The organism is Rhizobium sp. SRI_017 (assembly GCF_057586295.1).
In genome coordinates, this window is the sequence record NZ_JBYCZP010000011.1 from 194506 (window position 1) to 212833 (window position 18328).

Consider the following 18328-nt stretch of genomic DNA (forward strand, 5'->3'; position numbering starts at 1 on the left):
CGTTTCCTTTAAATCAACGGAAAGGCGCTTCGTTTTCCGTGAGTTCCACATTCGCACTCGTCATTGGAGAGGCTATCCAACTTCCTGTCAACAACGACAGGAAGGACCGCATGAGCAGGATAATCATGTTGCCGGGCATTGGTGGCTCGGGCAAGGAACATTGGCAGACCCTCTGGGAGGCGAGTAGTACCGATTTCATGCGTTTTGCTCCGTCGAGCTGGGACGAGCCGCAGCTGGAGGACTGGATCCGGGCGCTCGACGGCGCCGTAGCGACCACGCACGAACCGCCGGTGCTGGTGGCCCACAGCCTTGCCTGTCTGCTTGTTGCGCACTGGCAGTCAAGGAGCATGCTGCCGGTCGCCGGCGCGATGCTGGTGGCGGTGCCCGACCCCGGCGGGGCGGCATTCCCGGCCGCAGCGGCGAGCTTTGCTGATCCGCCGGACCGGCCGCTGCGCTTCCCTTCGCTCATTGTCGCGAGCGGCAACGACCCGTATGGCACTACCCGCTACGCCCAGCGACGTGCCAGGCAATGGGGCGCCCAACTGATTGAGTCGGGGGATCTCGGTCATGTCAATGCCGCGAGTGGGCTTGGCGCCTGGCCGGCGGGGCGGGCGATGCTCGCGGAATTCATGCTGCGGTTGCCGACGGACTGAATCATTGTCCTGTTGGACAATGTCCTTCCCTCCGGCGCATGGCGACCCATGACGCAGGCTCCAGACAAGCTTTTCCGCGTATTCGTCGGGCAAATATATTGATCCCTCGACTGAAGGTTATTCGGCTCATGAGCATTCCATCCATTGATAGCCCGCAGTTCGTGCAGTTTCTGGGCTTGGTCGTCGATCACTCCCTGGGCAATCCTCGGGGTGATGCGTTCAATCTCGACAATCTGGCGCGCCTGTCCGCAGCGGTGACGTCGTCCCAATATCTCTACTCCCGGATGATCGGTGCGAAAAGGTTCGACAGCGCGCTTGAGTTGACCGACTACGCCGTTGCCTGCGCCACTGTCGAGGGGCTTGCGCTGGAGTTCGGTGTCTTCTCGGGCCGGTCGATCAATCGCATGGCGCAGGGACGACAGGGCACTGTCTACGGGTTCGACAGCTTCGAAGGGCTGCCCGAAGAATGGCGCGACGGCTATGACAAGGGCGCTTTCGCCCGGCAAGATCTGCCCGAGGTGCTACCGAATGTGGAACTCGTCGTCGGCTGGTTTGACCGCACGCTGCCGAAGTTCCTCGATGAACATCCGGGTCCCGTTTCCATCGTCCATATCGACTGCGATCTCTACAGTTCGACCCAGACCGTGCTCACGCAGTTGCGTGAGCGGCTGGTGCCGGGCACCATCATCCTGTTCGACGAGTATTTCAACTATCCGGGATGGGAGATGCACGAATTCAAGGCGTTCAAGGAGTTCGTGGAGAGCACCGGCCTACAATATGAGTATATCGGCCTGCACCCCAAACACCAGCAGGTGGCGGTGCGCGTCACCGGCGTCCATAATCGGCGCATTTCCGCCTAGGCGGGGCCGCCTGACCCGGCTCAATCCGGCAGCAGGCCCATCACCAGCAGGCCGCAGGCGGTGACCAGGGCGCCGGCCATGACGCTCGGATGCACCCAGCCGTGGCCGATCAGGCCTTCGAGCAGGATGATGAAACTTGGCGTCAGGTACCCGTAGCCAAGCACCTTCGGCGCAGGCAGGCGCATCGATGCATATTGGATCAGCATGAAGGTGATGACTGTCGTCACGATCGCGAGATAGAGGATCGCGATCCAGACGATCAAAGGCGTCTGGATAAGATCGACCGTGCCGAGCGTCGGGACACCCGGGATGAACAGCCAGACAAAGGTGGCGGCCACGCCCCAGAAGGCGAAGTCGAAAGGCTGTTCGCCGTGGTTGAGCTTGCGGAGCAGTGGCGCATAGGCCGCATGGCAGACCACGCCGATGAAGAAGATCAGCTCGCCCAAGCCGACATCGAAGGAGAGGATTGCCTCGATATCGCCGCGGAAGATGACCCAGATCGCGCCTGCTGCGGCGATGACAAGGCTGAGCAGCACGCCCGGTCGCGTGACCTGCCGCATGAAGAGCCAGGCGAAGCCGGCGCTGATCAACGGCATCAAGGTGAACACGGCGCCCGTGGAGACGGGGCTCGTGAATTCCAGTGCCTTGAACATGGTCGACATGTAGACGGCCATGAGACCGCCAAGCAGGACGAAGCGCCAGGGCGCCCTTGGGAAGCTCAGCTTGCTGCGCAGCACCCAGATCCCGAAGGCGAACATCGTGCCGGTCGCGATCGCGTAGCGCACGAGGTTGACCGCGAAGCCCGGCATGCGCGTCGCCGCAAAGCCGCCGAGGGAAAAGGACCCCGCGATAAGCACGGCAAACAGCAGCATCGCGAGATGCGCCTTAAGCTTTTCGCTTCCGGTGGCGTGCTGGGTCAGGCGGTTGTGCATGGCATGGACTTCGAGCTCATTCGCAGTCCATGCCCCAGGGTCGGACGGAAAGCAACGACTTACAACTGCGACTCAGTGGCTGACCGACTTGGACAGGAGATTGATGATCAGCACGCCGGCGACGATCATCATGATGCCTGTTATCGCAGGAAGATCGAGCTTCTGGCCGAAGAGCAACCAGCCGGTCGCTGCGACCAGGACGATGCCGGCGCCGGACCAGATCGCATAAACGATGCCGATCGGCACGGTGCGCGTGACCAGCGACATGAGATAGAAGGCGAGACCGTAGCCCGCGAGGGAGATCAGGCTGGGCAGCAGGCGCGTGAAGCCATCAGACTTGGCCAAGGCAGAGGTGGCGATGACTTCCGCGACAATGGCGACGATGAGGAAAACGTAAATCATTTCGACTGGATAGAGCAAAGGTAGCTCGCCAGCTTGTCCGGGACCGGCACAGCTCGGCGCGGTTTTGTTCGCGCCTCACGCCGTGCCGCGATTTGTGTTTTCCGGGAATTCATTGCAACGTTGTGGCGCAGTTCTGGCGCCGTGGGAGAAAAATGGAAGAGTTGAGACTGAAGGCGCGGATCGCGGCACTCTATGAGGGCAAATCCGAGATCGCCGAGCGGTTCCGCTATGGGCTCCTCATCGCCGATATCACGACCATCCTCTTCCTGGTCGTTGTGACCTATTTCCATGGCGAGCCCTGGATCAAATGGGTGGACCTCGTCTTCGGCATCTATCTGGGGCTCGACTATCTCGCGCGCTTCTGGATCGCTTCGAAGAAGGGCAGCTTTGTCCTCAACCTGCTCAACATCGCCGATCTGATCGCGATGGCGTCTTTGATCATCCCGCTGGTCGGCGGCACGCTTTCCTTCCTGCGGAGCCTGCGGATTCTCCGCGTGCTTCGGACCTACCGTGTGCAGAAGACGCTGCGGGAGGATTTTCCGCTGTTCAAGGAGCATGAGGACGTGGTCCTCAGCGCCGTGAACCTCGTCATCTTCCTCTTCGTCATGACGGAACTGGTTTTCGTTACCCAGGTGAACATTAATCCGGAGGTCAAGAATTTCCTCGATGCGATGTATTTCACCGTGACCACGCTGACGACGACCGGCTTTGGCGACATCACGCTGCAGGGCGAGCACGGGCGACTGATCTCGATCCTGATTATGGTGTTTGGCGTGTCGCTGTTCCTGCGATTGATCCAGACGGTCTTCCGGCCCACCAAGGTTCGCTTCGTCTGCCAGGACTGCGGCCTCTTCCTGCATGAGGCGGATGCCGTCCACTGCAAGCATTGTGGGGCGGTGCTCAACATCCCGTCGGACGGGCAGGTCTGACAATCGCCTCGCGCGCCAATCACTTTTGTCCCCAGGGCGTTACCATATGTGGAGCGCCGGCTCTTGCAATTGCCGTGAACACGCATACATTCATATCAACGTCAACAAACAGAAAGGAAGGTGGTCCAATGTCTAGTGAGTATTCGGTGCTCGTGGCTGGCATGGGAGTTCAGGTGAAGATTGCGAGGCAGCCCTCGCACTGAACCAACCTTCCTGGATCGCCTGAGGCGATCTAGCCTGTCAGAGGCCAATTCTCATGGGGGCCGCTCGAAAGAGCGGCCCTTTTGAATTTCTGGAGAGTGCGATATCTGTTCCGACCATGAAGACCAGCGCCTTTCGTGTTCTCAAATGCGCAATGCCGGGCGTCCACGCCGTCGAAGCCTGTTCGACGCGCAGTTTTCCGCGGCATACCCATGATCAGTTCGGCATCGGGCTGATCCGCTCCGGTGCGCAGAAATCGATGAGTGGCCGCGGCATGGTCGAGGCCGGTCCCGGCATGGTCATTACCGTCAATCCGGGCGAAGTGCACGACGGCCTGCCGATCGGCGAGGCGGGGCGGAGCTGGAACATGCTCTATTTCGACCCCGAAGCGCTCCAGGATGCCTTCGAGGGTCTCGACCGGGCGCGTGGAGCGTTCGAGTTCCACTATCCGGTGGTCGATGATGGTGACCTGGCGCGTCGTTTTGCGCGGCTTTATCGCGCGATGACTGACAGCGACGAGAACCCGTTGCCGGCTGAGGAAATGGCGCTGCTGCTGATGGACTGGCTGGTGCCGTCGACGAAAGGTGAAGCGGGGCGGGGCCGCTCCCGGATTGGGCGAGCAAGAGCGTGCATCGACGATGCTCCCGCCGAATCCGTCTCGCTCTCCGATCTTGCGGATCTCTGCGGCCTGAGCCGCTTCCAGTTTCTCCGCAGCTTCGCCCGTGCGACCGGCCTCACGCCGCATGCCTATCTGTTGCAGCGGCGGATCGATCGCGCGCGCCGGCTGATCGCGGCGGGCATGCCGCTCGCGGAGGCGGCGGCCGACAGTGGCTTCTTCGACCAGAGCCACATGACGCGGCATTTTGCGCGCGTCCTCGGTCTCACGCCGGGCGCCTATGCTTTGGCGATGCATTGAGGCCTGCAATTTCGTCCAATACGGCTTGATCACCCTCCGATACCGATAAGGCTCCAATCCGAAGGAGCCGCCATGAGCATCGAATTCCTCATCACCAGCCTCATCATCGTTGCCTCGCCGGGCACCGGCGCGATCTATACGCTCGCCATGGGCCTGAGCCAGGGTATGCGGGCCAGCGTCGTCGCGGCCTTCGGCTGCACGCTCGGCATCGTGCCCCATCTGCTTGCTGCGATGCTGGGGCTGGCGGCGATCCTGCATACCAGCGCGCTTGCCTTCGAGATCTTCAAATATGCCGGCGTCGCCTATCTGCTCTACATGGCCTGGCAGGCCTGGCGGGAGAATGGGGCGCTGAAGGTCGAGCCGGAGCGTTCGAAGGCGTCGGCTTTGCGCATCGTCGTGCACGCGGTGCTGATCAACATCCTCAATCCGAAACTCTCGATCTTCTTCCTCGCCTTCCTGCCGCAGTTCATCCAGGCGGGGGAGGCATCGCCGCTGGCGCGGATGATGGAGATGAGCGGCGTCTTCATGCTGATGACGTTCGTCGTCTTCGCGGTCTATGGCCTGTTCGCCGCCGCGGTGCGTGACAAGGTCGTCAGCCGGCCGGCTGTCATGGCGTGGATGCGGCGGAGCTTTGCCGCGGCCTTCGTGGCTCTGGGCGCGCGGCTGGCGCTTGCGGATCGCTGACGGGAACGGGTGGGCTGATGCGGCATTTATGACGGGTATTGACTCCAACCCAGCCAGCCCCATCTTGCCCACATGCGCGCATCCGACCTTCTGCTTCCCATGCCTGCCGGCCTCTATTGCCCGCCCGGCGATTTCTATATCGATCCCGTGCAGCCGGTGGAGCGGGCGCTGATCACGCATGGCCATTCCGACCATGCGCGGTCGGGGCATGACAACGTGCTGGCGACGACGGAGACGCTCGATATCATGGCGATCCGCTATGGCGGCGATTTTGCCGGCAGCACGCAGGTGGCCCGGCATGGCGAGGTGTTCGATCTCAATGGCGTCACTGTCCGCTTCGTGCCGGCCGGGCATGTGCTGGGGTCGGCGCAGATCGTGGTCGAGAAGGACGGGATGCGGATCGTCGCATCCGGCGACTACAAGCGGCGGCGGGACTCGACCTGTGCTGCCTTCGAGCCGGTGACATGCGATGTCTTCATCACCGAGGCGACCTTCGCACTGCCAGTGTTTCGCCACCCCGATGATCGCGAGGAAATCGCGCGGCTCCTGCATTCCGTGGCGCAATTTCCGGAGCGGACGCATCTGGTGGGCGCCTATGCGCTCGGCAAGGCGCAGCGGGTCATCAAGCTTCTGCGCGAGGCAGGCTATGACCGGCCGATCTTCATCCACGGGGCGCTCGAGCGGATTTCCGACTATTATCAGTCGCAGGGCATCGATCTCGGCGAACTCAAGCCCGCAACGCTGGACAAGGGCAAGGCCAAGGACTTCGCCGGCGAGATCATTGTGTGCACGCCATCCGCCTTCTCCGACCGCTGGGCGCGGCGCTTCGCCGATCCCGTCACCTGCTTTGCCTCGGGCTGGATGCGGATCCGACAGCGCGTCAAGCAGCGCGGTGTCGAACTGCCGCTCATCCTCTCGGACCATTCCGACTGGGACGAACTGACCGACACGATCAAAGAGGTCGGCGCCGGCGAGATCTGGGTCACGCATGGGCGTGAGGAGGCTCTGGTGCGCTGGTGCGAGCTCAACGGCATCATCGGCCGGCCGCTGCATCTCGTCGGTTACGAGGACGAGAACGAATGAAGGCGTTTTCGGAGCTGCTCGACCGGCTGGTGCTGACGCCGTCGCGGAACGGTAAGCTGACGCTGCTCAAAGACTATTTTGCCGCGACGCCGGATCCCGATCGCGGCTATGCGCTGGCGGCGCTCACCGATGGCGGGCTCGACATTCCGGCGATCAAGCCGGCCGTCATTCGTGGCCTCGCCACCGCGCGGATCGACGAGGTCCTCTTCGCGTATTCCTACGACTATGTCGGCGACCTCGCCGAGACGATCTCGCTGATCTGGCCGGAGCCTGAGGGTGCGGCGGCCAATGACCCCGATCCGAGCCTGGCCCATGTCGTCGAAAGCCTTTCCCGCGCCTCCCGCAGCGAGGCGCCGGCCAAGTTCGCGGCTCTGCTCGACCGCCTTGATCCGCCCGGCCGGTATGCGCTGATCAAGCTGGTCAGCGGCGGTTTGCGCATTGGCGTCTCGGCCCGCCTGGCCAAGCAGGCGCTTGCGGATTTCGGCGGCAAGGATGTCGTCGAGATCGAGGAGATGTGGCACGGACTGAAGGTGCCGTACACGGAGTTTTTCCTCTGGCTGGAGGGCAAGATACCGAAGCCGGAGCAGGCGGCGAAGGCGCTCTTCCGGCCGGTCATGCTGGCGCCTGCGGTGGAGGAGGGCGATCTTGCGGCGCTTGATATTGCCGACTATCGGGCGGAGTGGAAATGGGACGGCATCCGGGTGCAAGTCAGCGCCGAGGGCGGCATCCGGCGGCTCTATTCGCGGAGCGGCGATGAGATTTCGGGCGCCTTCCCGGACCTGATGGATGCCCTCGATTTCAATGCGGTGATCGACGGTGAATTGCTGGTCGGCGTGCCCGTCGATTACACCGGGACTTTTTCCGATCTGCAGCAGCGGCTCAATCGCAAGACGGTTTCGGCCAAGACCGTGGACCAGTATCCCGTCTTCGTCCGGGCCTATGATCTCCTGATGATCGGGGATGAGGATACTCGTCCGCTCGGATACGACGAGCGCCGCGGGCGCCTGATCGAACTGCTGAAGAGTCTCGATCCTGATCGTTTCGACCTCTCGCCGCAAGTGCCCTTCGAGAGCTGGCGGAAACTCGACGAGTTGCGGATGGCTCCTCCCCACCCGATCATCGAAGGGGTGATGCTCAAGCACAAGGACTCGCCCTATCTGCCCGGCCGCAAGAAGGGGCCGTGGTTCAAGTGGAAGCGCGATCCGCACACGATCGATGCCGTCCTGATGTATGCCCAGCGCGGCCACGGCAAGCGCTCGAGCTTCTATTCTGATTATACATTCGGCGTCTGGAAGGAGGAAAAGGGCGTGATGCAGCTCGTGCCCGTCGGCAAGGCCTATTTCGGTTTCTCCGACGAGGAACTGGTGCAGATCGACAAATATGTCCGGGACAACACGATCGACCGTTTCGGGCCGGTGCGGTCCGTGCGGGCGGATCAGAACCAGGGGCTGGTGCTCGAGGTCGCCTTCGAGGGGCTGGCGCGTTCGACGCGGCACAAATCGGGTGTGGCGATGCGCTTTCCGCGCATATCGCGGCTCAGATGGGACAAGCCGTCGGCGGAGGCGGATACGCTGGAGACGCTGGAGAAGCTGCTGGACGAGAAGATCGTCTGATATCGGGAGACAGTTTGCAGGCGCTGCGGAGGCTCATTCGAAAGTGGCGGGTTCGATTGGGGAGCGGTCTCGTTCGATGTTCAGATCCACCCCACCAAGCTCGCCGGCTCGCGCCGCGATGTAGGAGCCGAATTTCAGGTGACCGGAATCCCAGAGCGCGTCGATAAGTATCGTACGCACTTCTGACTGCATGCTCCGGCCATTGCTGAGGGCTCGCTCTTTCAAGGCGCGATGCACCTCGTCGGGCAAATTTCGAACTGTAAGTACAGCCATCGGCATCTCCAATTCAGAGGCAGAGCGACGGGGACAGCCTGCATCAATTGCCAACTTCATCTTGTTTTGCCGTCGCCGCAAGCACCGCCCTCAGCGCTCTCCGCAACGCTTCGATCTCCTCAGCGCTCGTCAGCTCGGCCCAGTGTTGGTCCACCAGCCGGCCCGCCGCCCTGGCGATGGGGCTGACCTTCCTGCCGCGTTCGGTGAGGAAGACCAGCTTGCCGCGCTTGTCGTTCGGGTCGGGGCGGCGCTCGACATAGCCGAGCTTTTCCAGCTCCTCGACCGTTTGGGTCATGCTTTGTTTGCGGACATGGGAGAGTGCGGTGAGCTGGCTGACCTGCATGCCCTCCGGCGGCACGAAGGTGAAGATGTTGGCGTAGTGCGGCTTGATGTCGTCGAAGCCTTCCTCGGCGAGCTTGGTGTCGACGGCGAGCGTCCATTGCTGGTGGGCGAGACGAAGGAGAAGGCCGAGGGAATCGTGATGCGTGGAATCTTTTACCATCGATATTGACAGGCGCCTGACTAATGTCCTATTAGACAGGCACCTTACTATATCCGAGATGGAAAGGATAGGGCCATGCCGGTCACTGCGGTTCTGGATTCGACGATCTTTCACGACGAGCAGGGCAAGGGACTGACGTTCGTCTTCCTGCATGGCAATCCAACCTCGTCCTATGTCTGGCGGAATGTGCTGCCGGGGCTCGAACATATGGGAAAGCTGCTGGCGCCCGACCTGATCGGCATGGGCAAATCGGGCAAGCCCGCGATCGCCTATTCATTCGACGACCACGCGCGCTACCTCGCGGCCTGGCTCGACGCTGTGGCGCCGCGCGGCATCGTGCTCGTCGGCTTCGATTGGGGCGGGGCGCTTGCGATGGATTGGGCGGCGCGGAATGTGGATCGAGTACGCGGGCTGGTGCTGATGGAAACGATCATCAAGCCTTATCGCTGGTCCGACATGGCGCCCGGCGCGAGGCCGCGCTACGAGGCGTTGCGCGGTGCTGGTACCGGCGAGGTCAAGGTGCTGGACGAGAATTTCTTCATCGAGCAGGCGTTGCGGCTGACGACGTTGCGCGGTCTCAGCGAAGCCGATCTCGACATCTATCGCCAGCCTTATCCGACGCGAGAAAGCCGTGTTCCGTTGCTGCAATGGCCCCGTGCGATGCCGATCGAAGGTGAACCGCGGGATGTCGCCGAGCGGGTCGAGGCCTATGATCGCTGGCTGGCCGACAGTGCCGATGTGCCGAAGCTGCTGCTGACCTTCGATGGCGCGCCTGAGACGCTGCTGATCGGGCCCGCGCTGGTCGATTGGTGCCGGCAGAATATCGCGGGTCTGGAGGTCGTCGGCTGCGGTCCGGCCAGGCATCTTGTGCCCGAGGACCAGCCCGAAGCCATTGCCGATGCCATCGCGGCGTGGAGTTTTCGTCATGGCCTGATCGCTGAACCGGGTCATGCTGCAATGCGGAACCAACGCGCCTGACCGACGTTCCGGCTCCTCAATCAAGGCAAGGAGCGGGACATGGAGCCTCAGAATCTCGATTTCATCGTCGCCACGCGCGCGGCCATAACTCAGGCCGGCGCCCTGCTCGTGCAATATTCCTTCTCGATCGTCGGAGCCTTCGTGCTGCTTCTGATCGGCTGGATGGCATCGCGCTACCTGCACCGATGGGCGCTCTTCGGCATGCGCCGGATCCGCGGGTTCGATGTCACGCTCGCGCATTTCCTGGCGAATGTCCTTCGCTACGTGATCCTGATCCTGGTCATGGTCACCGTGCTCGGGCAGTTCGGCGTACAGACGGCGTCGATGATTGCTGCGATGGGTGCCGCGGGTCTTGCGATTGGGCTCGCGCTGCAGGGTACGCTGCAGAACATCGCCGCCGGCATCATGCTGCTGATCCTGCGTCCGTTCCGGGTCGGCGAGAGCATAGAGACCAAGGACGTCAACGGCGCGGTGCAGGAGATCGGACTGTTTGCCACCGAGCTTCGTACCGGCGACGGACTTTTCCAGCTGGTGCCGAATGCGCTGCTGTGGAATACGCCGGTCAAGAATTTCAGCCGTCTGGCGACCCGCCGCTACGACCTGAGCGTGGTCCTTCCCGCCGACAGCGACATCAGGAAGGCGGAATCCACGCTTCTCGCCATTGCCGAACGCGACAAGCGGGTCAACAACAAGCCCGCACCGGTGACGCAGGTTTCAGACATCAACAAGGACACGGTCACCTTAAAGCTCGAGACCTGGATCAACACATCCGACTACGGCCCGACCTCGCGCGCTCTCGGCAAGTCGGCGAAGATTGCTTTCGAGAAGGTTCGGGAAGAGCCAACATCAGCTGAAGCGGCACCCCATGATGCCAAGATCCGACCGAAGCTACCGGATGCGTCCAATATGGCGTCGAGCGGTCAGCGCCACTAAGTCCTGCGTTAGAGCAGCCTTGCCGCAGAGCTCGCATCGAAGTTCGAAAGGGTAATCGTAGGATCGTCCTGGCAGATCACATTGAGAATTTGACTCATACAGTTGATTTCGAAATGCCGCTGCGGTCCGGGAAAATCTTTCGTTGCGAAGGTCACCGTTGAAACGTAGTCCCTAAAATGCGATTTGTCGTATGTCGCAAAACGCTTTTGGGTTTTGTCCGCGAGCCACTCGGTCGAGTTCTCGCCATCTCCGTCGTCGTAGCTTTCATTGATGATGGAGACGGCCAGGTAGTTCTCGAAGACAAGGGTAAAGCGCGCGCAGCTGCCATCAGGTAAGATTGGCGAGCCTACTCCGAGAATTTCCTCCAGAAGTTTGCTCCCAAGCGGCAATTTCTCGACGACCGTTTGTGGCTTGGCTTCGATGAGTTCGACGCGAAGGTCAGTTTCCCTCGCTCCGCGCCCAAAGCTGTCGAGGTAGAGGTATTCGCACTCGTTGAGTCTCTTGCGGGCATCTTCGTAGGTCATCACTCGCCTAGCGTTTATTCGTCGATGCTGCATCCAATAAAGAAAGAGAAGACCCCCGTCGCCGGGGGTTTGCAAAATTCAACGATAGCTTTATTCCGCCGCCTGGCCCGCCACCGGCTTGGCCATCGGATTGTTCGGATGGGTCGTCCAGTTGGCATAGACCGGGCTGACCGGCAGGCCGGTCCGTTCGTCCATCATGCCGGCTTCGAGGCCGACCATGGTGATGCAGCTGTCGACCGGGCAGACATTGACGCAGAGATTGCAGCCGACGCATTCGTCTTCCATGACCTCGAAATGGCGGACGCCATTCTTGGTCTGGGTGATCGCCTGGTGGGACGTGTCCTCGCAGGCGATGTGGCAGCGGCCGCACTTGATGCAGCTGTCCTGGTCGATCTTTGCCTTGGCGATGTAGTTGAGGTTGAGATACTGCCAGTCGGTGACATTCGGCACGGCGCGGCAGATGACGTCGTCGAGCGTGCGATGACCCTTCTCGTCCATCCAGTTGGACAGGCCCGAGATCATTTCCTGTACGATCTTGAAGCCATAGGTCATGGCTGCGGTGCAGACCTGCACGTTGCCGGAACCCAGAGCCAGGAACTCGGCCGCGTCGCGCCAAGTGGTGATACCGCCGATGCCGGAGATCGGCAGGCCATAGGTTTCCGGATCACGGGCGATCTCGGCCACCATGTTGAGCGCGATCGGCTTGACGGCAGGGCCGCAATAGCCGCCATGCGTACCCTTGCCGCCGACCGTCGGCTGCGGGGCGAAGCTATCGAGATCAACCGAGACGATCGAGTTGATGGTGTTGATCAGCGATACGGCGTCCGTGCCGCCGGCCTTCGCCGCGCGCGCCGGGCGCCTGATATCGCTGATGTTGGGGGTCAGCTTGGTGATGACGGGCATGCGGGTATATTGCTTGCACCAGCGCACGACCATTTCGATATATTCCGGCACCTGGCCGACGGCCGCACCCATGCCGCGCTCGGACATGCCGTGCGGACAGCCGAAATTGAGTTCGATGCCATCGGCCTCGGTCTCTTCGACCAGCGGCAGGATGGCTTTCCAGGCATCCTCGACGCAGGGCACCATGATCGAGGCAATCAGCGCCCGGTCCGGCCAGTTCTTCTTGACCTGTTTCATTTCCTGCAGGTTGACCTGCAAGGGACGGTCGGTGATCAGCTCGATATTGTTGAGGCCGAGCAGGCGGCGGTCGGCGCCCCAGATGGCGCCGTAGCGCGGGCCGTTGACATTGACGACGGGCGGGCCTTCCTCGCCCAGCGTCTTCCAGACCACGCCGCCCCAGCCCGCCTTGAAGGCGCGCTCGACATTGTAGGCCTTGTCGGTCGGCGGGGCGGAAGCCAGCCAGAACGGGTTGGGCGACTTGATGCCAACGAAATTGTTGCGGATATCAGCCATATCGCAGTCTCCTCGCTTAAGCCGACAAGGCGCGGTTGATGGATTCAGCGGCGTCGCGACCCATCGCGGCGGCCGATACGGTGAGGTCATCGCCACCGAGTGCGCAATCGCCGCCGGCCCAGACGCCAGAGACAGTCGTACGGCCTTCGTCATCCACGACGATCTTGCCGCCGTCGATCTTGAGCGCGTTGATGCCGGTCGGGTCGAGCTTCTGGCCGATCGCGGTCAGCACCTGGTCGCAGGCGATGGTGACGGTCTGGCCGGTGCCTGATAGAGCGCCGTTTTCGAGATGGGTATATTCGAGCTCGATCGCGGTCAGCTTGCCGTCCTGGGCGATGATCTCGCGCGGCTTCAGCCAATGGCGGATCAGTACGCCCTTGGATGCGGCGAGATCCTGTTCGTATTCCGAGGCGTTCATGTTCTCCTTGCCGCGGCGGTAGACCATCGTCACCTCCTCGGCGCCGAGGAGCTTGGACTGGATCGCGGCGTCCACGGCGGTCATGCCGCCACCGATGACCACGACACGGCGGCCGACCGGAACGGTGGCCTTGGCGGAGGAGCGGAGATTGGCAATGAAATCGACGGCGTCCTCGACGCCCGAGACGTTCTCGCCCTTGGCGGCGAGCGCGTTGACGGCGGCAAGACCGACGCCGAGGAAGACGGCGTCATGGTTGGCTTTCAGGTCGTCCAGCGAGAAATCGCGGCCAAGTGCCTTGCCATGCTGGATTTCGATGCCACCGATGCCGATGATATATTCGACTTCCTGCTGGGCGAAGTCGCCGGGCGCCTTGTAGGCGGCGATGCCGAATTCGTTGAGGCCGCCGGACTTTTCGCGCGCGTCATAGATGGTCACGGCGTGGCCGCGCAGGGCAAGGCGGTGGGCGGCGGCGAGGCCGGCGGGGCCAGCGCCGATCACCGCGATCTTCTTGCCGGTCGCCGGCGCGCGATTGTAGAACTGCTTCTCGACGGCCATGGCCGCGTCGGTGGCGTAGCGCTGCAGGCGGCCGATCTCGACAGGCTTTTCCTCGGCCGTGTTGCGGACGCAGGCCTGTTCACACAGCGTCTCGGTGGGACAGACCCGCGCACACATGCCACCCAGAATATTCTGGTCGAAGATCGTCTTGGCGGCGCCGAGCGTGTTGCCAGTCGATATCTCGCGAATGAACATCGGGATATCGATGGCGGTGGGACAGGCCGTCATGCACGGCGCGTCATAACAGAAGTAGCAGCGGTCCGCCGCGACCAGCGCCTCGTGCTTGTCGAAGGCCGGATGCAGATCGGAAAAGTTGGCGTCATACTGTTCCGGCGCCAATCTCCCGCTATGAATTCCCGGAGCGAGATTTCCCATACTAACCCCTCTTTTTATGATTTGATTTTGGAAAGCTAACAAAGAACGAAATTTTTATCAAACGGTAAATTTTTGGCGCAACGCGAAATTTGCAGAGGCCGAAGGGCGGGAACGCCGGCGTTTGCTGCCCGGTGAGGGTATTGCTGGAGAACACGTTGTAATTGCATATTGGGAAACAGCTGAAATTGATGTATAAGTATTGATACGGATATGCTATGAGCTTGAAGCATGTTGTATGGATTGGTTCTTCTCGCCACGATCTCGCGAGTTTTCCCGACGAGGCGCGGCGGGAGTTCGGTCACCAGCTGAACAATGTGCAGCAAGGTGAGGACCCCGACGACTGGAAGCCATTTTCATCAGTGGGCGCGGGAGCACAGGAAATTCGGGTTCGGATCGACGGAAATCAATTCAGATCGATTTATGTCGCGCGATTTGATGAGGCGATCTACGTGCTTCACTGTTTTGCCAAGAAGACCCAGAAAACCTCTACGCGCGATGTCGAAATTGCCCGCCAGAGGTATCGGCTGATGGCCAAGATGAGGATCCTGAAATGAAAGAAGATAATATTGTCGAGCACATCACACCTGCGGACGGCAACATATTCCTCGATCTTGGATTCGAGCCCGAAGAGGCTGCCCGGCTCAAGGCGGCGTCCGATCGCGAGATTTTGCAACGCATAGCGCTAAAGGAAAGGTTGCGGGGCGAAGTGATCTCTTGGGTGCAAACCAACAGCTTGAAGCATGGCCAGGCCGCCGAAATCCTGAACGTGACGCGCCCGAGAGTGTCCGATCTCGTCAACGGCAAGCTGTCGAAGTTTTCCATCGATAGCTTGATCGCAATGGTGATCCGAACGGGCAAGAGCGTTGAGGTCAAGATATCCTGATCAAGCTCAGTACGGCTTGATCGCCACAAGACAGATAGCGAAGGCCACGAGCACCAGCGTGATCGGCCCGGAATTGATCATGAAGGCCGAAACGGGCTCGCTCGGCGATCTCGCGAGCTTGGCGAGGCGGCCGGTCTGGGCGCCGTGGATGCCCGACAGGATGAAGACGATCACGAATTTGGTGATGAACCAGCCGTCCTTATGCGCATCGAGGATCCAGACCAGCGTCAATCCGGCGATCCAGACGAGAGCCAGCGCGATGCCGACGAAATAGCGGTTGAAGGCGAGCGCGGCGGCATAGACCCGCTGCGCGTCGGGGCTGGTCGGCGCGACATTGCGGAACAGGAAGCCGTTGAGCAGCATGCCGGAGACCAGCACCACGACGCTGATCAGGTGAACGGCTTTTATCCAAGTGTAATAGTCAGCCATTTGGCAATTCTCCTATGCGGCGGCGAGGGCATCCTGGCGATGCTTGAGCAGGCGTTCGTTGATGAAACCTGCCAGTGGAATGAAGGCGCAGAGGATCATGCGGACCCATTCGCGGCCGCTCCAGCCGATCTGGAAATGAGACTGAATCAGCATCCAGATGTAGAACAGGAAGGCGAGGCCGTGCACCGGTCCCATCACCGACACGACTTGCGGCATGCCGAATGCGTGCTTCAGCGGCACGGCGACGAAGACGAGAATGGCCAGCGTCGACGCTTCGAGGATCGAGGCGAGGCGCATGCGGCCGAGTTGCTTGCGGTCGTCGTCTGACGGTGCGGTCATTTGCTGTCCTTCGTGGCGCTCTCGATCGCGGCGATGCGGTTCCTGATATCGGCGAGTTCCGACTGGATCGAGATGAGCGCCGAGGCGATCGAGCGCTGGCCGTCACCGATGCTCTTGAGGACGAGACGCTGCTCCTCATCCTCCTCGAGTTCCTTCTTCGCGTTTTGCGCCCAGCTGATACCACGTATGCCCAGCAAGAGCAGGGCAACCAAGATGACCAGGATCACCACCAGCAGGACCGTACCGCCGTAACTCATGTCTTATCCTCTCCGGTCGGGCTGAATGGAAGGGCTCGCGACCGCGGCGCGATATTCGGTCGAACGGACCTTAAGTCAAGCGTTTCGATAGCAACAGTCTGTCGCACGTGCAGTGCCGGACGGGCAGAGCTCGGCGGGGCGGCAGACCCGCATTGTGCCCCTATCGGATCTTCGCCTTCGCCCGGTCGAGCTTCGTGGGGCTGCCTTTCTCGTCGAAGGGCTGCTTGAAGTCGAAGGCGTAGGGGGAAATGCCATTGTCGTGGAGATATTCGAGTCGTTCCACACCTTCCGCCCAAGTGGGGAAGTGGGTCAGATCCACCCACCACAGCACATAGGGCGGCCATCGGTGCCGGTCGAACCAGGCTCGTGCGTTTCTCATCGCTTCGATATGAGTCTCCGCATAGACAAATGCGAAAAGTGATGGGAGATCCTTCCACAGCGAGAGTGTAGAGGGCGCGCTGCCGTCGCCATTTTCGACGTAGAATCGAGGAAAGACCTGTTCGCCCCAGCTTTCCGGTCCGGGTTCGCCGACATAGCCCGATCGGGCGATGAAACCGTCGCTGGTCTCGGCGGCAGCGAAATTAAGGTCGTTTCGTTGATGGAATCCGTCATTGGCGGGATGCGCTGACGGAAGCCGAAAATTGTTGAAGTTATATATTGCCAACCGTTTCATGGAGCGGTCTCTCTGGGATGGATTTCAAGCTGCGTGAGATATCGATAATTCGCTGGGGTGTTTGATGGAAGGCGTGTCAACTGAAGAATTCAGCATCCGAGCCGCCTCGACCGATGACGCCGATGTTATCGGCACGCTCGTGGCGTGTCTTTTGGGTGAGCTATATCCTGATCTCCAGGACCTCTATCGCGTTGAGACGCTGATACCGGTCACGCGGGACCTGTTGAGGAGCGCCAATGTGTTCGGGATGGTGGCCATTAATCCGGCGGGTGAGACGGTGGGTGTCCTCATGCTCAATCAGTGCGAAGCCATATATGCGTTTGGGCGTTTCGGTGAAATTTCGGAACTTTATGTCGATCCTCGCCATCGGTCCTCCGGACTTGGCGCCGCTTTGCTTCAAGCTGCCGTATCTCTCGCCCGGTCCCAAAACTGGTCGATGTTGGAAGTCGGCGCGCCCGATGTTCCCCGTTGGCAGAAGACCGTGGATTTCTACACGAGGAACGGATTTCTCAACGTGGGCCCGAGATTGTACCTGCCGCTGAGCTGACCAGAGTCGGAGAGGCAGCCGGACCCGGCTGCGACCTCTCGCGCCGGCGGAAGGCGCCGGGCGTCTCGCCGGTCGCGCGGAGGAAGGAGCGGGTGAAATAGGCGGGATCGGAATAGCCGAGCTCATAGGCGATCTGCTGGATCGACATCAGGCTGAAGACGAGGTTGCGGCGCGCCTCTGACATCAGGCGGTCGGTGAGGAGTTCGTTGAGGCTTCGGCCGGTCCCTGTCCGGGCGATACGGTTGAGATGAGTGACGGACAGGCCGAGTTCTTCCGCATAAAACGCGGCGGGGCGATGTTGCTTGAAATGCGCTCCGATCAGCGCGTTGAGCCGTGTGATGCGGTCTCGAGCGGATGTTTCGGCGGCATCTCCGCCGCTGTCGATCCGGTCTCCGGCAAGCGTCAGAAAGACATCGAGACAGGCTTCGAGCAATGCCGTGCGGGGTGAGAAATGCAGGGCGAGTTCCTGCTCGATCCGGTCGAGTGTCGCCATCAGGTAATTTCCTTCCGCCTCGGGCTCGACCCGGAACAGCCATTGGCGGGACATGAAGCGCATGAGGCAGCCGGGGCGGGCCGAAACGCGGGTGGCAAGCATGGTTATGACCTGGCCGTTCAGGTCGTGCGAGAAGCGGAAGCCGTGCACGATGCCGGGGGGCACCATGACGATGGTGCCGGCAGCAAGGCGCAGCTTTTCGCGGCCGAAAAGCGCATCTCCCTCTCCGGTTCGAATCTGCAAGATCTGGAAAAAGGTCTCGTGGCGGTGCTGCTTGATTTCCCAATTGTGCAGCCGGCTGCGCGACTCGATGGTTTCGGCATGAATCCAGAATTCCGGAATGCCTGACTGCGGTTCGCCATAGAGGCCGTAGGTCGGAACCCGGGTCGGCGCGATCGATCTCATCACTTGGTCCATGTTCGAAAAATGCAATTCTCTGAGCCGAAATTGCATTCATCGA

24 protein-coding genes are annotated in these 18328 nt (G+C 61.2%); 12 read left to right on the forward strand and 12 right to left on the reverse strand.

The genetic code is table 11. The annotated features are described in order from the left end of the window. Positions 1-110: 110 nt before the first annotated feature. Entirely contained in the window at positions 111-653 is a 543-nt protein-coding gene (locus AC2YI2_RS23040) for an RBBP9/YdeN family alpha/beta hydrolase (protein ID WP_487388834.1), read from the forward strand. 128 nt (positions 654-781) lie between these two features. Next, complete coding sequence (locus tag AC2YI2_RS23045) at positions 782-1513, forward strand: TylF/MycF/NovP-related O-methyltransferase (RefSeq protein ID WP_487388835.1); 732 nt, start codon at positions 782-784, stop codon at positions 1511-1513. Positions 1514-1533: 20 nt separating this feature from the next. On the opposite strand, the gene AC2YI2_RS23050 is transcribed toward AC2YI2_RS23045, so the two are convergent. After that, positions 1534-2445, reverse strand: coding sequence for a DMT family transporter (locus AC2YI2_RS23050; protein ID WP_487388836.1), 912 nt, complete (start codon positions 2443-2445; stop codon positions 1534-1536). A gap of 72 nt (positions 2446-2517) precedes the next feature. Further along, on the reverse strand, positions 2518-2847 hold the full coding sequence (locus tag AC2YI2_RS23055; RefSeq protein WP_487388837.1) for an SMR family transporter: 330 nt from the start codon (positions 2845-2847) through the stop codon (positions 2518-2520). Between the two features lie 152 nt (positions 2848-2999). Between AC2YI2_RS23055 and AC2YI2_RS23060 the strand changes: the two genes are divergently transcribed. The 5 genes from AC2YI2_RS23060 to AC2YI2_RS23080 all read left to right on the forward strand — a co-directional run bounded on the left by AC2YI2_RS23060 (position 3000) and on the right by AC2YI2_RS23080 (position 8273). Next, positions 3000-3776, forward strand: coding sequence for an ion channel (locus AC2YI2_RS23060; protein ID WP_487388838.1), 777 nt, complete (start codon positions 3000-3002; stop codon positions 3774-3776). 319 nt (positions 3777-4095) lie between these two features. Next, positions 4096-4893 (forward strand): AraC family ligand binding domain-containing protein, encoded by a 798-nt coding sequence (locus AC2YI2_RS23065; RefSeq protein ID WP_487388839.1) that lies wholly within the window; start codon positions 4096-4098, stop codon positions 4891-4893. Between the two features lie 72 nt (positions 4894-4965). After that, entirely contained in the window at positions 4966-5577 is a 612-nt protein-coding gene (locus AC2YI2_RS23070) for a LysE family translocator (RefSeq protein WP_487388840.1), read from the forward strand. 72 nt (positions 5578-5649) lie between these two features. Next, a complete protein-coding gene (locus AC2YI2_RS23075; RefSeq protein WP_487388841.1) occupies positions 5650-6660 on the forward strand; it encodes a ligase-associated DNA damage response exonuclease in 1011 nt (336 codons plus the stop codon). Further along, positions 6657-8273, forward strand: coding sequence for a cisplatin damage response ATP-dependent DNA ligase (locus AC2YI2_RS23080; protein ID WP_487388842.1), 1617 nt, complete (start codon positions 6657-6659; stop codon positions 8271-8273). The genes AC2YI2_RS23075 and AC2YI2_RS23080 overlap by 4 nt, the downstream gene beginning before the upstream one ends. 33 nt (positions 8274-8306) lie before the next feature. On the opposite strand, the gene AC2YI2_RS23085 is transcribed toward AC2YI2_RS23080, so the two are convergent. Together AC2YI2_RS23085 and AC2YI2_RS23090 are read right to left on the reverse strand one after the other, a co-directional pair. Next, positions 8307-8546, reverse strand: a complete 240-nt coding sequence (locus AC2YI2_RS23085; RefSeq protein WP_487388843.1) for a FitA-like ribbon-helix-helix domain-containing protein — start codon at positions 8544-8546, stop codon at positions 8307-8309. A gap of 43 nt (positions 8547-8589) precedes the next feature. Then, positions 8590-9048 carry a MarR family winged helix-turn-helix transcriptional regulator gene (locus AC2YI2_RS23090; protein WP_487388844.1) on the reverse strand — a complete coding sequence of 153 codons (459 nt, stop codon included), beginning with the start codon at positions 9046-9048 and terminating at the stop codon, positions 8590-8592. Between the two features lie 75 nt (positions 9049-9123). Between AC2YI2_RS23090 and AC2YI2_RS23095 the strand changes: the two genes are divergently transcribed. Together AC2YI2_RS23095 and AC2YI2_RS23100 are read left to right on the forward strand one after the other, a co-directional pair. After that, positions 9124-10026, forward strand: coding sequence for a haloalkane dehalogenase (locus AC2YI2_RS23095; RefSeq protein ID WP_487388845.1), 903 nt, complete (start codon positions 9124-9126; stop codon positions 10024-10026). Positions 10027-10065: 39 nt separating this feature from the next. Continuing rightward, the gene (locus tag AC2YI2_RS23100) at positions 10066-10959 is read left to right on the forward strand and encodes a mechanosensitive ion channel family protein (RefSeq protein ID WP_487388846.1); all 894 of its coding nucleotides are present in this window, start codon (positions 10066-10068) and stop codon (positions 10957-10959) included. Between the two features lie 8 nt (positions 10960-10967). Here AC2YI2_RS23100 and AC2YI2_RS23105 read toward each other — a convergent pair whose 3' ends face one another. The 3 genes from AC2YI2_RS23105 to AC2YI2_RS23115 form a co-directional block, all read right to left on the reverse strand. Continuing rightward, positions 10968-11483, reverse strand: coding sequence for a hypothetical protein (locus AC2YI2_RS23105; RefSeq protein ID WP_487388847.1), 516 nt, complete (start codon positions 11481-11483; stop codon positions 10968-10970). A gap of 90 nt (positions 11484-11573) precedes the next feature. Then, positions 11574-12899, reverse strand: a complete 1326-nt coding sequence (preA, locus tag AC2YI2_RS23110; protein ID WP_487388848.1) for an NAD-dependent dihydropyrimidine dehydrogenase subunit PreA — start codon at positions 12897-12899, stop codon at positions 11574-11576. A gap of 16 nt (positions 12900-12915) precedes the next feature. Then, on the reverse strand, positions 12916-14247 hold the full coding sequence (locus tag AC2YI2_RS23115) for an NAD(P)-dependent oxidoreductase (protein ID WP_487388849.1): 1332 nt from the start codon (positions 14245-14247) through the stop codon (positions 12916-12918). Positions 14248-14462: 215 nt separating this feature from the next. On the opposite strand from AC2YI2_RS23115, the gene AC2YI2_RS23120 reads away from it, so the two are divergent. Both AC2YI2_RS23120 and AC2YI2_RS23125 read left to right on the forward strand, forming a co-directional pair. Then, on the forward strand, positions 14463-14801 hold the full coding sequence (locus tag AC2YI2_RS23120) for a type II toxin-antitoxin system RelE/ParE family toxin (RefSeq protein ID WP_487388850.1): 339 nt from the start codon (positions 14463-14465) through the stop codon (positions 14799-14801). Then, the gene (locus AC2YI2_RS23125) at positions 14798-15130 is read left to right on the forward strand and encodes a helix-turn-helix domain-containing protein (RefSeq protein ID WP_487388851.1); all 333 of its coding nucleotides are present in this window, start codon (positions 14798-14800) and stop codon (positions 15128-15130) included. Before AC2YI2_RS23120 ends, AC2YI2_RS23125 begins: the two co-directional genes overlap by 4 nt. A gap of 6 nt (positions 15131-15136) precedes the next feature. On the opposite strand, the gene AC2YI2_RS23130 is transcribed toward AC2YI2_RS23125, so the two are convergent. From AC2YI2_RS23130 to AC2YI2_RS23145, 4 genes are all read right to left on the reverse strand, one after another. Beyond that, positions 15137-15559 (reverse strand): CopD family protein, encoded by a 423-nt coding sequence (locus AC2YI2_RS23130; RefSeq protein WP_487388852.1) that lies wholly within the window; start codon positions 15557-15559, stop codon positions 15137-15139. 12 nt (positions 15560-15571) lie between these two features. Continuing rightward, positions 15572-15898 carry a DUF3817 domain-containing protein gene (locus AC2YI2_RS23135; RefSeq protein ID WP_487388853.1) on the reverse strand — a complete coding sequence of 109 codons (327 nt, stop codon included), beginning with the start codon at positions 15896-15898 and terminating at the stop codon, positions 15572-15574. Then, a complete protein-coding gene (locus AC2YI2_RS23140; RefSeq protein ID WP_487388854.1) occupies positions 15895-16155 on the reverse strand; it encodes a hypothetical protein in 261 nt (86 codons plus the stop codon). Before AC2YI2_RS23140 ends, AC2YI2_RS23135 begins: the two co-directional genes overlap by 4 nt. Positions 16156-16315: 160 nt before the next feature. Next, complete coding sequence (locus AC2YI2_RS23145) at positions 16316-16828, reverse strand: DUF3291 domain-containing protein (protein ID WP_487388855.1); 513 nt, start codon at positions 16826-16828, stop codon at positions 16316-16318. Positions 16829-16892: 64 nt separating this feature from the next. On the opposite strand from AC2YI2_RS23145, the gene AC2YI2_RS23150 reads away from it, so the two are divergent. Next, positions 16893-17375, forward strand: a complete 483-nt coding sequence (locus AC2YI2_RS23150; RefSeq protein ID WP_487388856.1) for a GNAT family N-acetyltransferase — start codon at positions 16893-16895, stop codon at positions 17373-17375. On the opposite strand, the gene AC2YI2_RS23155 is transcribed toward AC2YI2_RS23150, so the two are convergent. After that, positions 17338-18273 (reverse strand): helix-turn-helix domain-containing protein, encoded by a 936-nt coding sequence (locus tag AC2YI2_RS23155; protein ID WP_487388857.1) that lies wholly within the window; start codon positions 18271-18273, stop codon positions 17338-17340. The genes AC2YI2_RS23150 and AC2YI2_RS23155 overlap by 38 nt on opposite strands. Positions 18274-18328 lie beyond the last annotated feature (55 nt).

Bases quoted from the DNA above. Each gene is read 5' to 3' on its own strand.
- AC2YI2_RS23040 (WP_487388834.1), top strand. From the start codon at position 111: ATGAGCAGGATAATCATGTTGCCGGGCATTGGTGGCTCGGGCAAGGAA.
- AC2YI2_RS23045 (WP_487388835.1), top strand. From the start codon at position 782: ATGAGCATTCCATCCATTGATAGCCCGCAGTTCGTGCAGTTTCTGGGC.
- AC2YI2_RS23050 (WP_487388836.1), bottom strand. From the start codon at position 2,445: ATGCACAACCGCCTGACCCAGCACGCCACCGGAAGCGAAAAGCTTAAG.
- AC2YI2_RS23055 (WP_487388837.1), bottom strand. From the start codon at position 2,847: ATGATTTACGTTTTCCTCATCGTCGCCATTGTCGCGGAAGTCATCGCC.
- AC2YI2_RS23060 (WP_487388838.1), top strand. From the start codon at position 3,000: ATGGAAGAGTTGAGACTGAAGGCGCGGATCGCGGCACTCTATGAGGGC.
- AC2YI2_RS23065 (WP_487388839.1), top strand. From the start codon at position 4,096: ATGAAGACCAGCGCCTTTCGTGTTCTCAAATGCGCAATGCCGGGCGTC.
- AC2YI2_RS23070 (WP_487388840.1), top strand. From the start codon at position 4,966: ATGAGCATCGAATTCCTCATCACCAGCCTCATCATCGTTGCCTCGCCG.
- AC2YI2_RS23075 (WP_487388841.1), top strand. From the start codon at position 5,650: ATGCGCGCATCCGACCTTCTGCTTCCCATGCCTGCCGGCCTCTATTGC.
- AC2YI2_RS23080 (WP_487388842.1), top strand. From the start codon at position 6,657: ATGAAGGCGTTTTCGGAGCTGCTCGACCGGCTGGTGCTGACGCCGTCG.
- AC2YI2_RS23085 (WP_487388843.1), bottom strand. From the start codon at position 8,546: ATGGCTGTACTTACAGTTCGAAATTTGCCCGACGAGGTGCATCGCGCC.
- AC2YI2_RS23090 (WP_487388844.1), bottom strand. From the start codon at position 9,048: ATGGTAAAAGATTCCACGCATCACGATTCCCTCGGCCTTCTCCTTCGT.
- AC2YI2_RS23095 (WP_487388845.1), top strand. From the start codon at position 9,124: ATGCCGGTCACTGCGGTTCTGGATTCGACGATCTTTCACGACGAGCAG.
- AC2YI2_RS23100 (WP_487388846.1), top strand. From the start codon at position 10,066: ATGGAGCCTCAGAATCTCGATTTCATCGTCGCCACGCGCGCGGCCATA.
- AC2YI2_RS23105 (WP_487388847.1), bottom strand. From the start codon at position 11,483: ATGACCTACGAAGATGCCCGCAAGAGACTCAACGAGTGCGAATACCTC.
- preA (WP_487388848.1), bottom strand. From the start codon at position 12,899: ATGGCTGATATCCGCAACAATTTCGTTGGCATCAAGTCGCCCAACCCG.
- AC2YI2_RS23115 (WP_487388849.1), bottom strand. From the start codon at position 14,247: ATGGGAAATCTCGCTCCGGGAATTCATAGCGGGAGATTGGCGCCGGAA.
- AC2YI2_RS23120 (WP_487388850.1), top strand. From the start codon at position 14,463: ATGAGCTTGAAGCATGTTGTATGGATTGGTTCTTCTCGCCACGATCTC.
- AC2YI2_RS23125 (WP_487388851.1), top strand. From the start codon at position 14,798: ATGAAAGAAGATAATATTGTCGAGCACATCACACCTGCGGACGGCAAC.
- AC2YI2_RS23130 (WP_487388852.1), bottom strand. From the start codon at position 15,559: ATGGCTGACTATTACACTTGGATAAAAGCCGTTCACCTGATCAGCGTC.
- AC2YI2_RS23135 (WP_487388853.1), bottom strand. From the start codon at position 15,898: ATGACCGCACCGTCAGACGACGACCGCAAGCAACTCGGCCGCATGCGC.
- AC2YI2_RS23140 (WP_487388854.1), bottom strand. From the start codon at position 16,155: ATGAGTTACGGCGGTACGGTCCTGCTGGTGGTGATCCTGGTCATCTTG.
- AC2YI2_RS23145 (WP_487388855.1), bottom strand. From the start codon at position 16,828: ATGAAACGGTTGGCAATATATAACTTCAACAATTTTCGGCTTCCGTCA.
- AC2YI2_RS23150 (WP_487388856.1), top strand. From the start codon at position 16,893: ATGGAAGGCGTGTCAACTGAAGAATTCAGCATCCGAGCCGCCTCGACC.
- AC2YI2_RS23155 (WP_487388857.1), bottom strand. From the start codon at position 18,273: ATGAGATCGATCGCGCCGACCCGGGTTCCGACCTACGGCCTCTATGGC.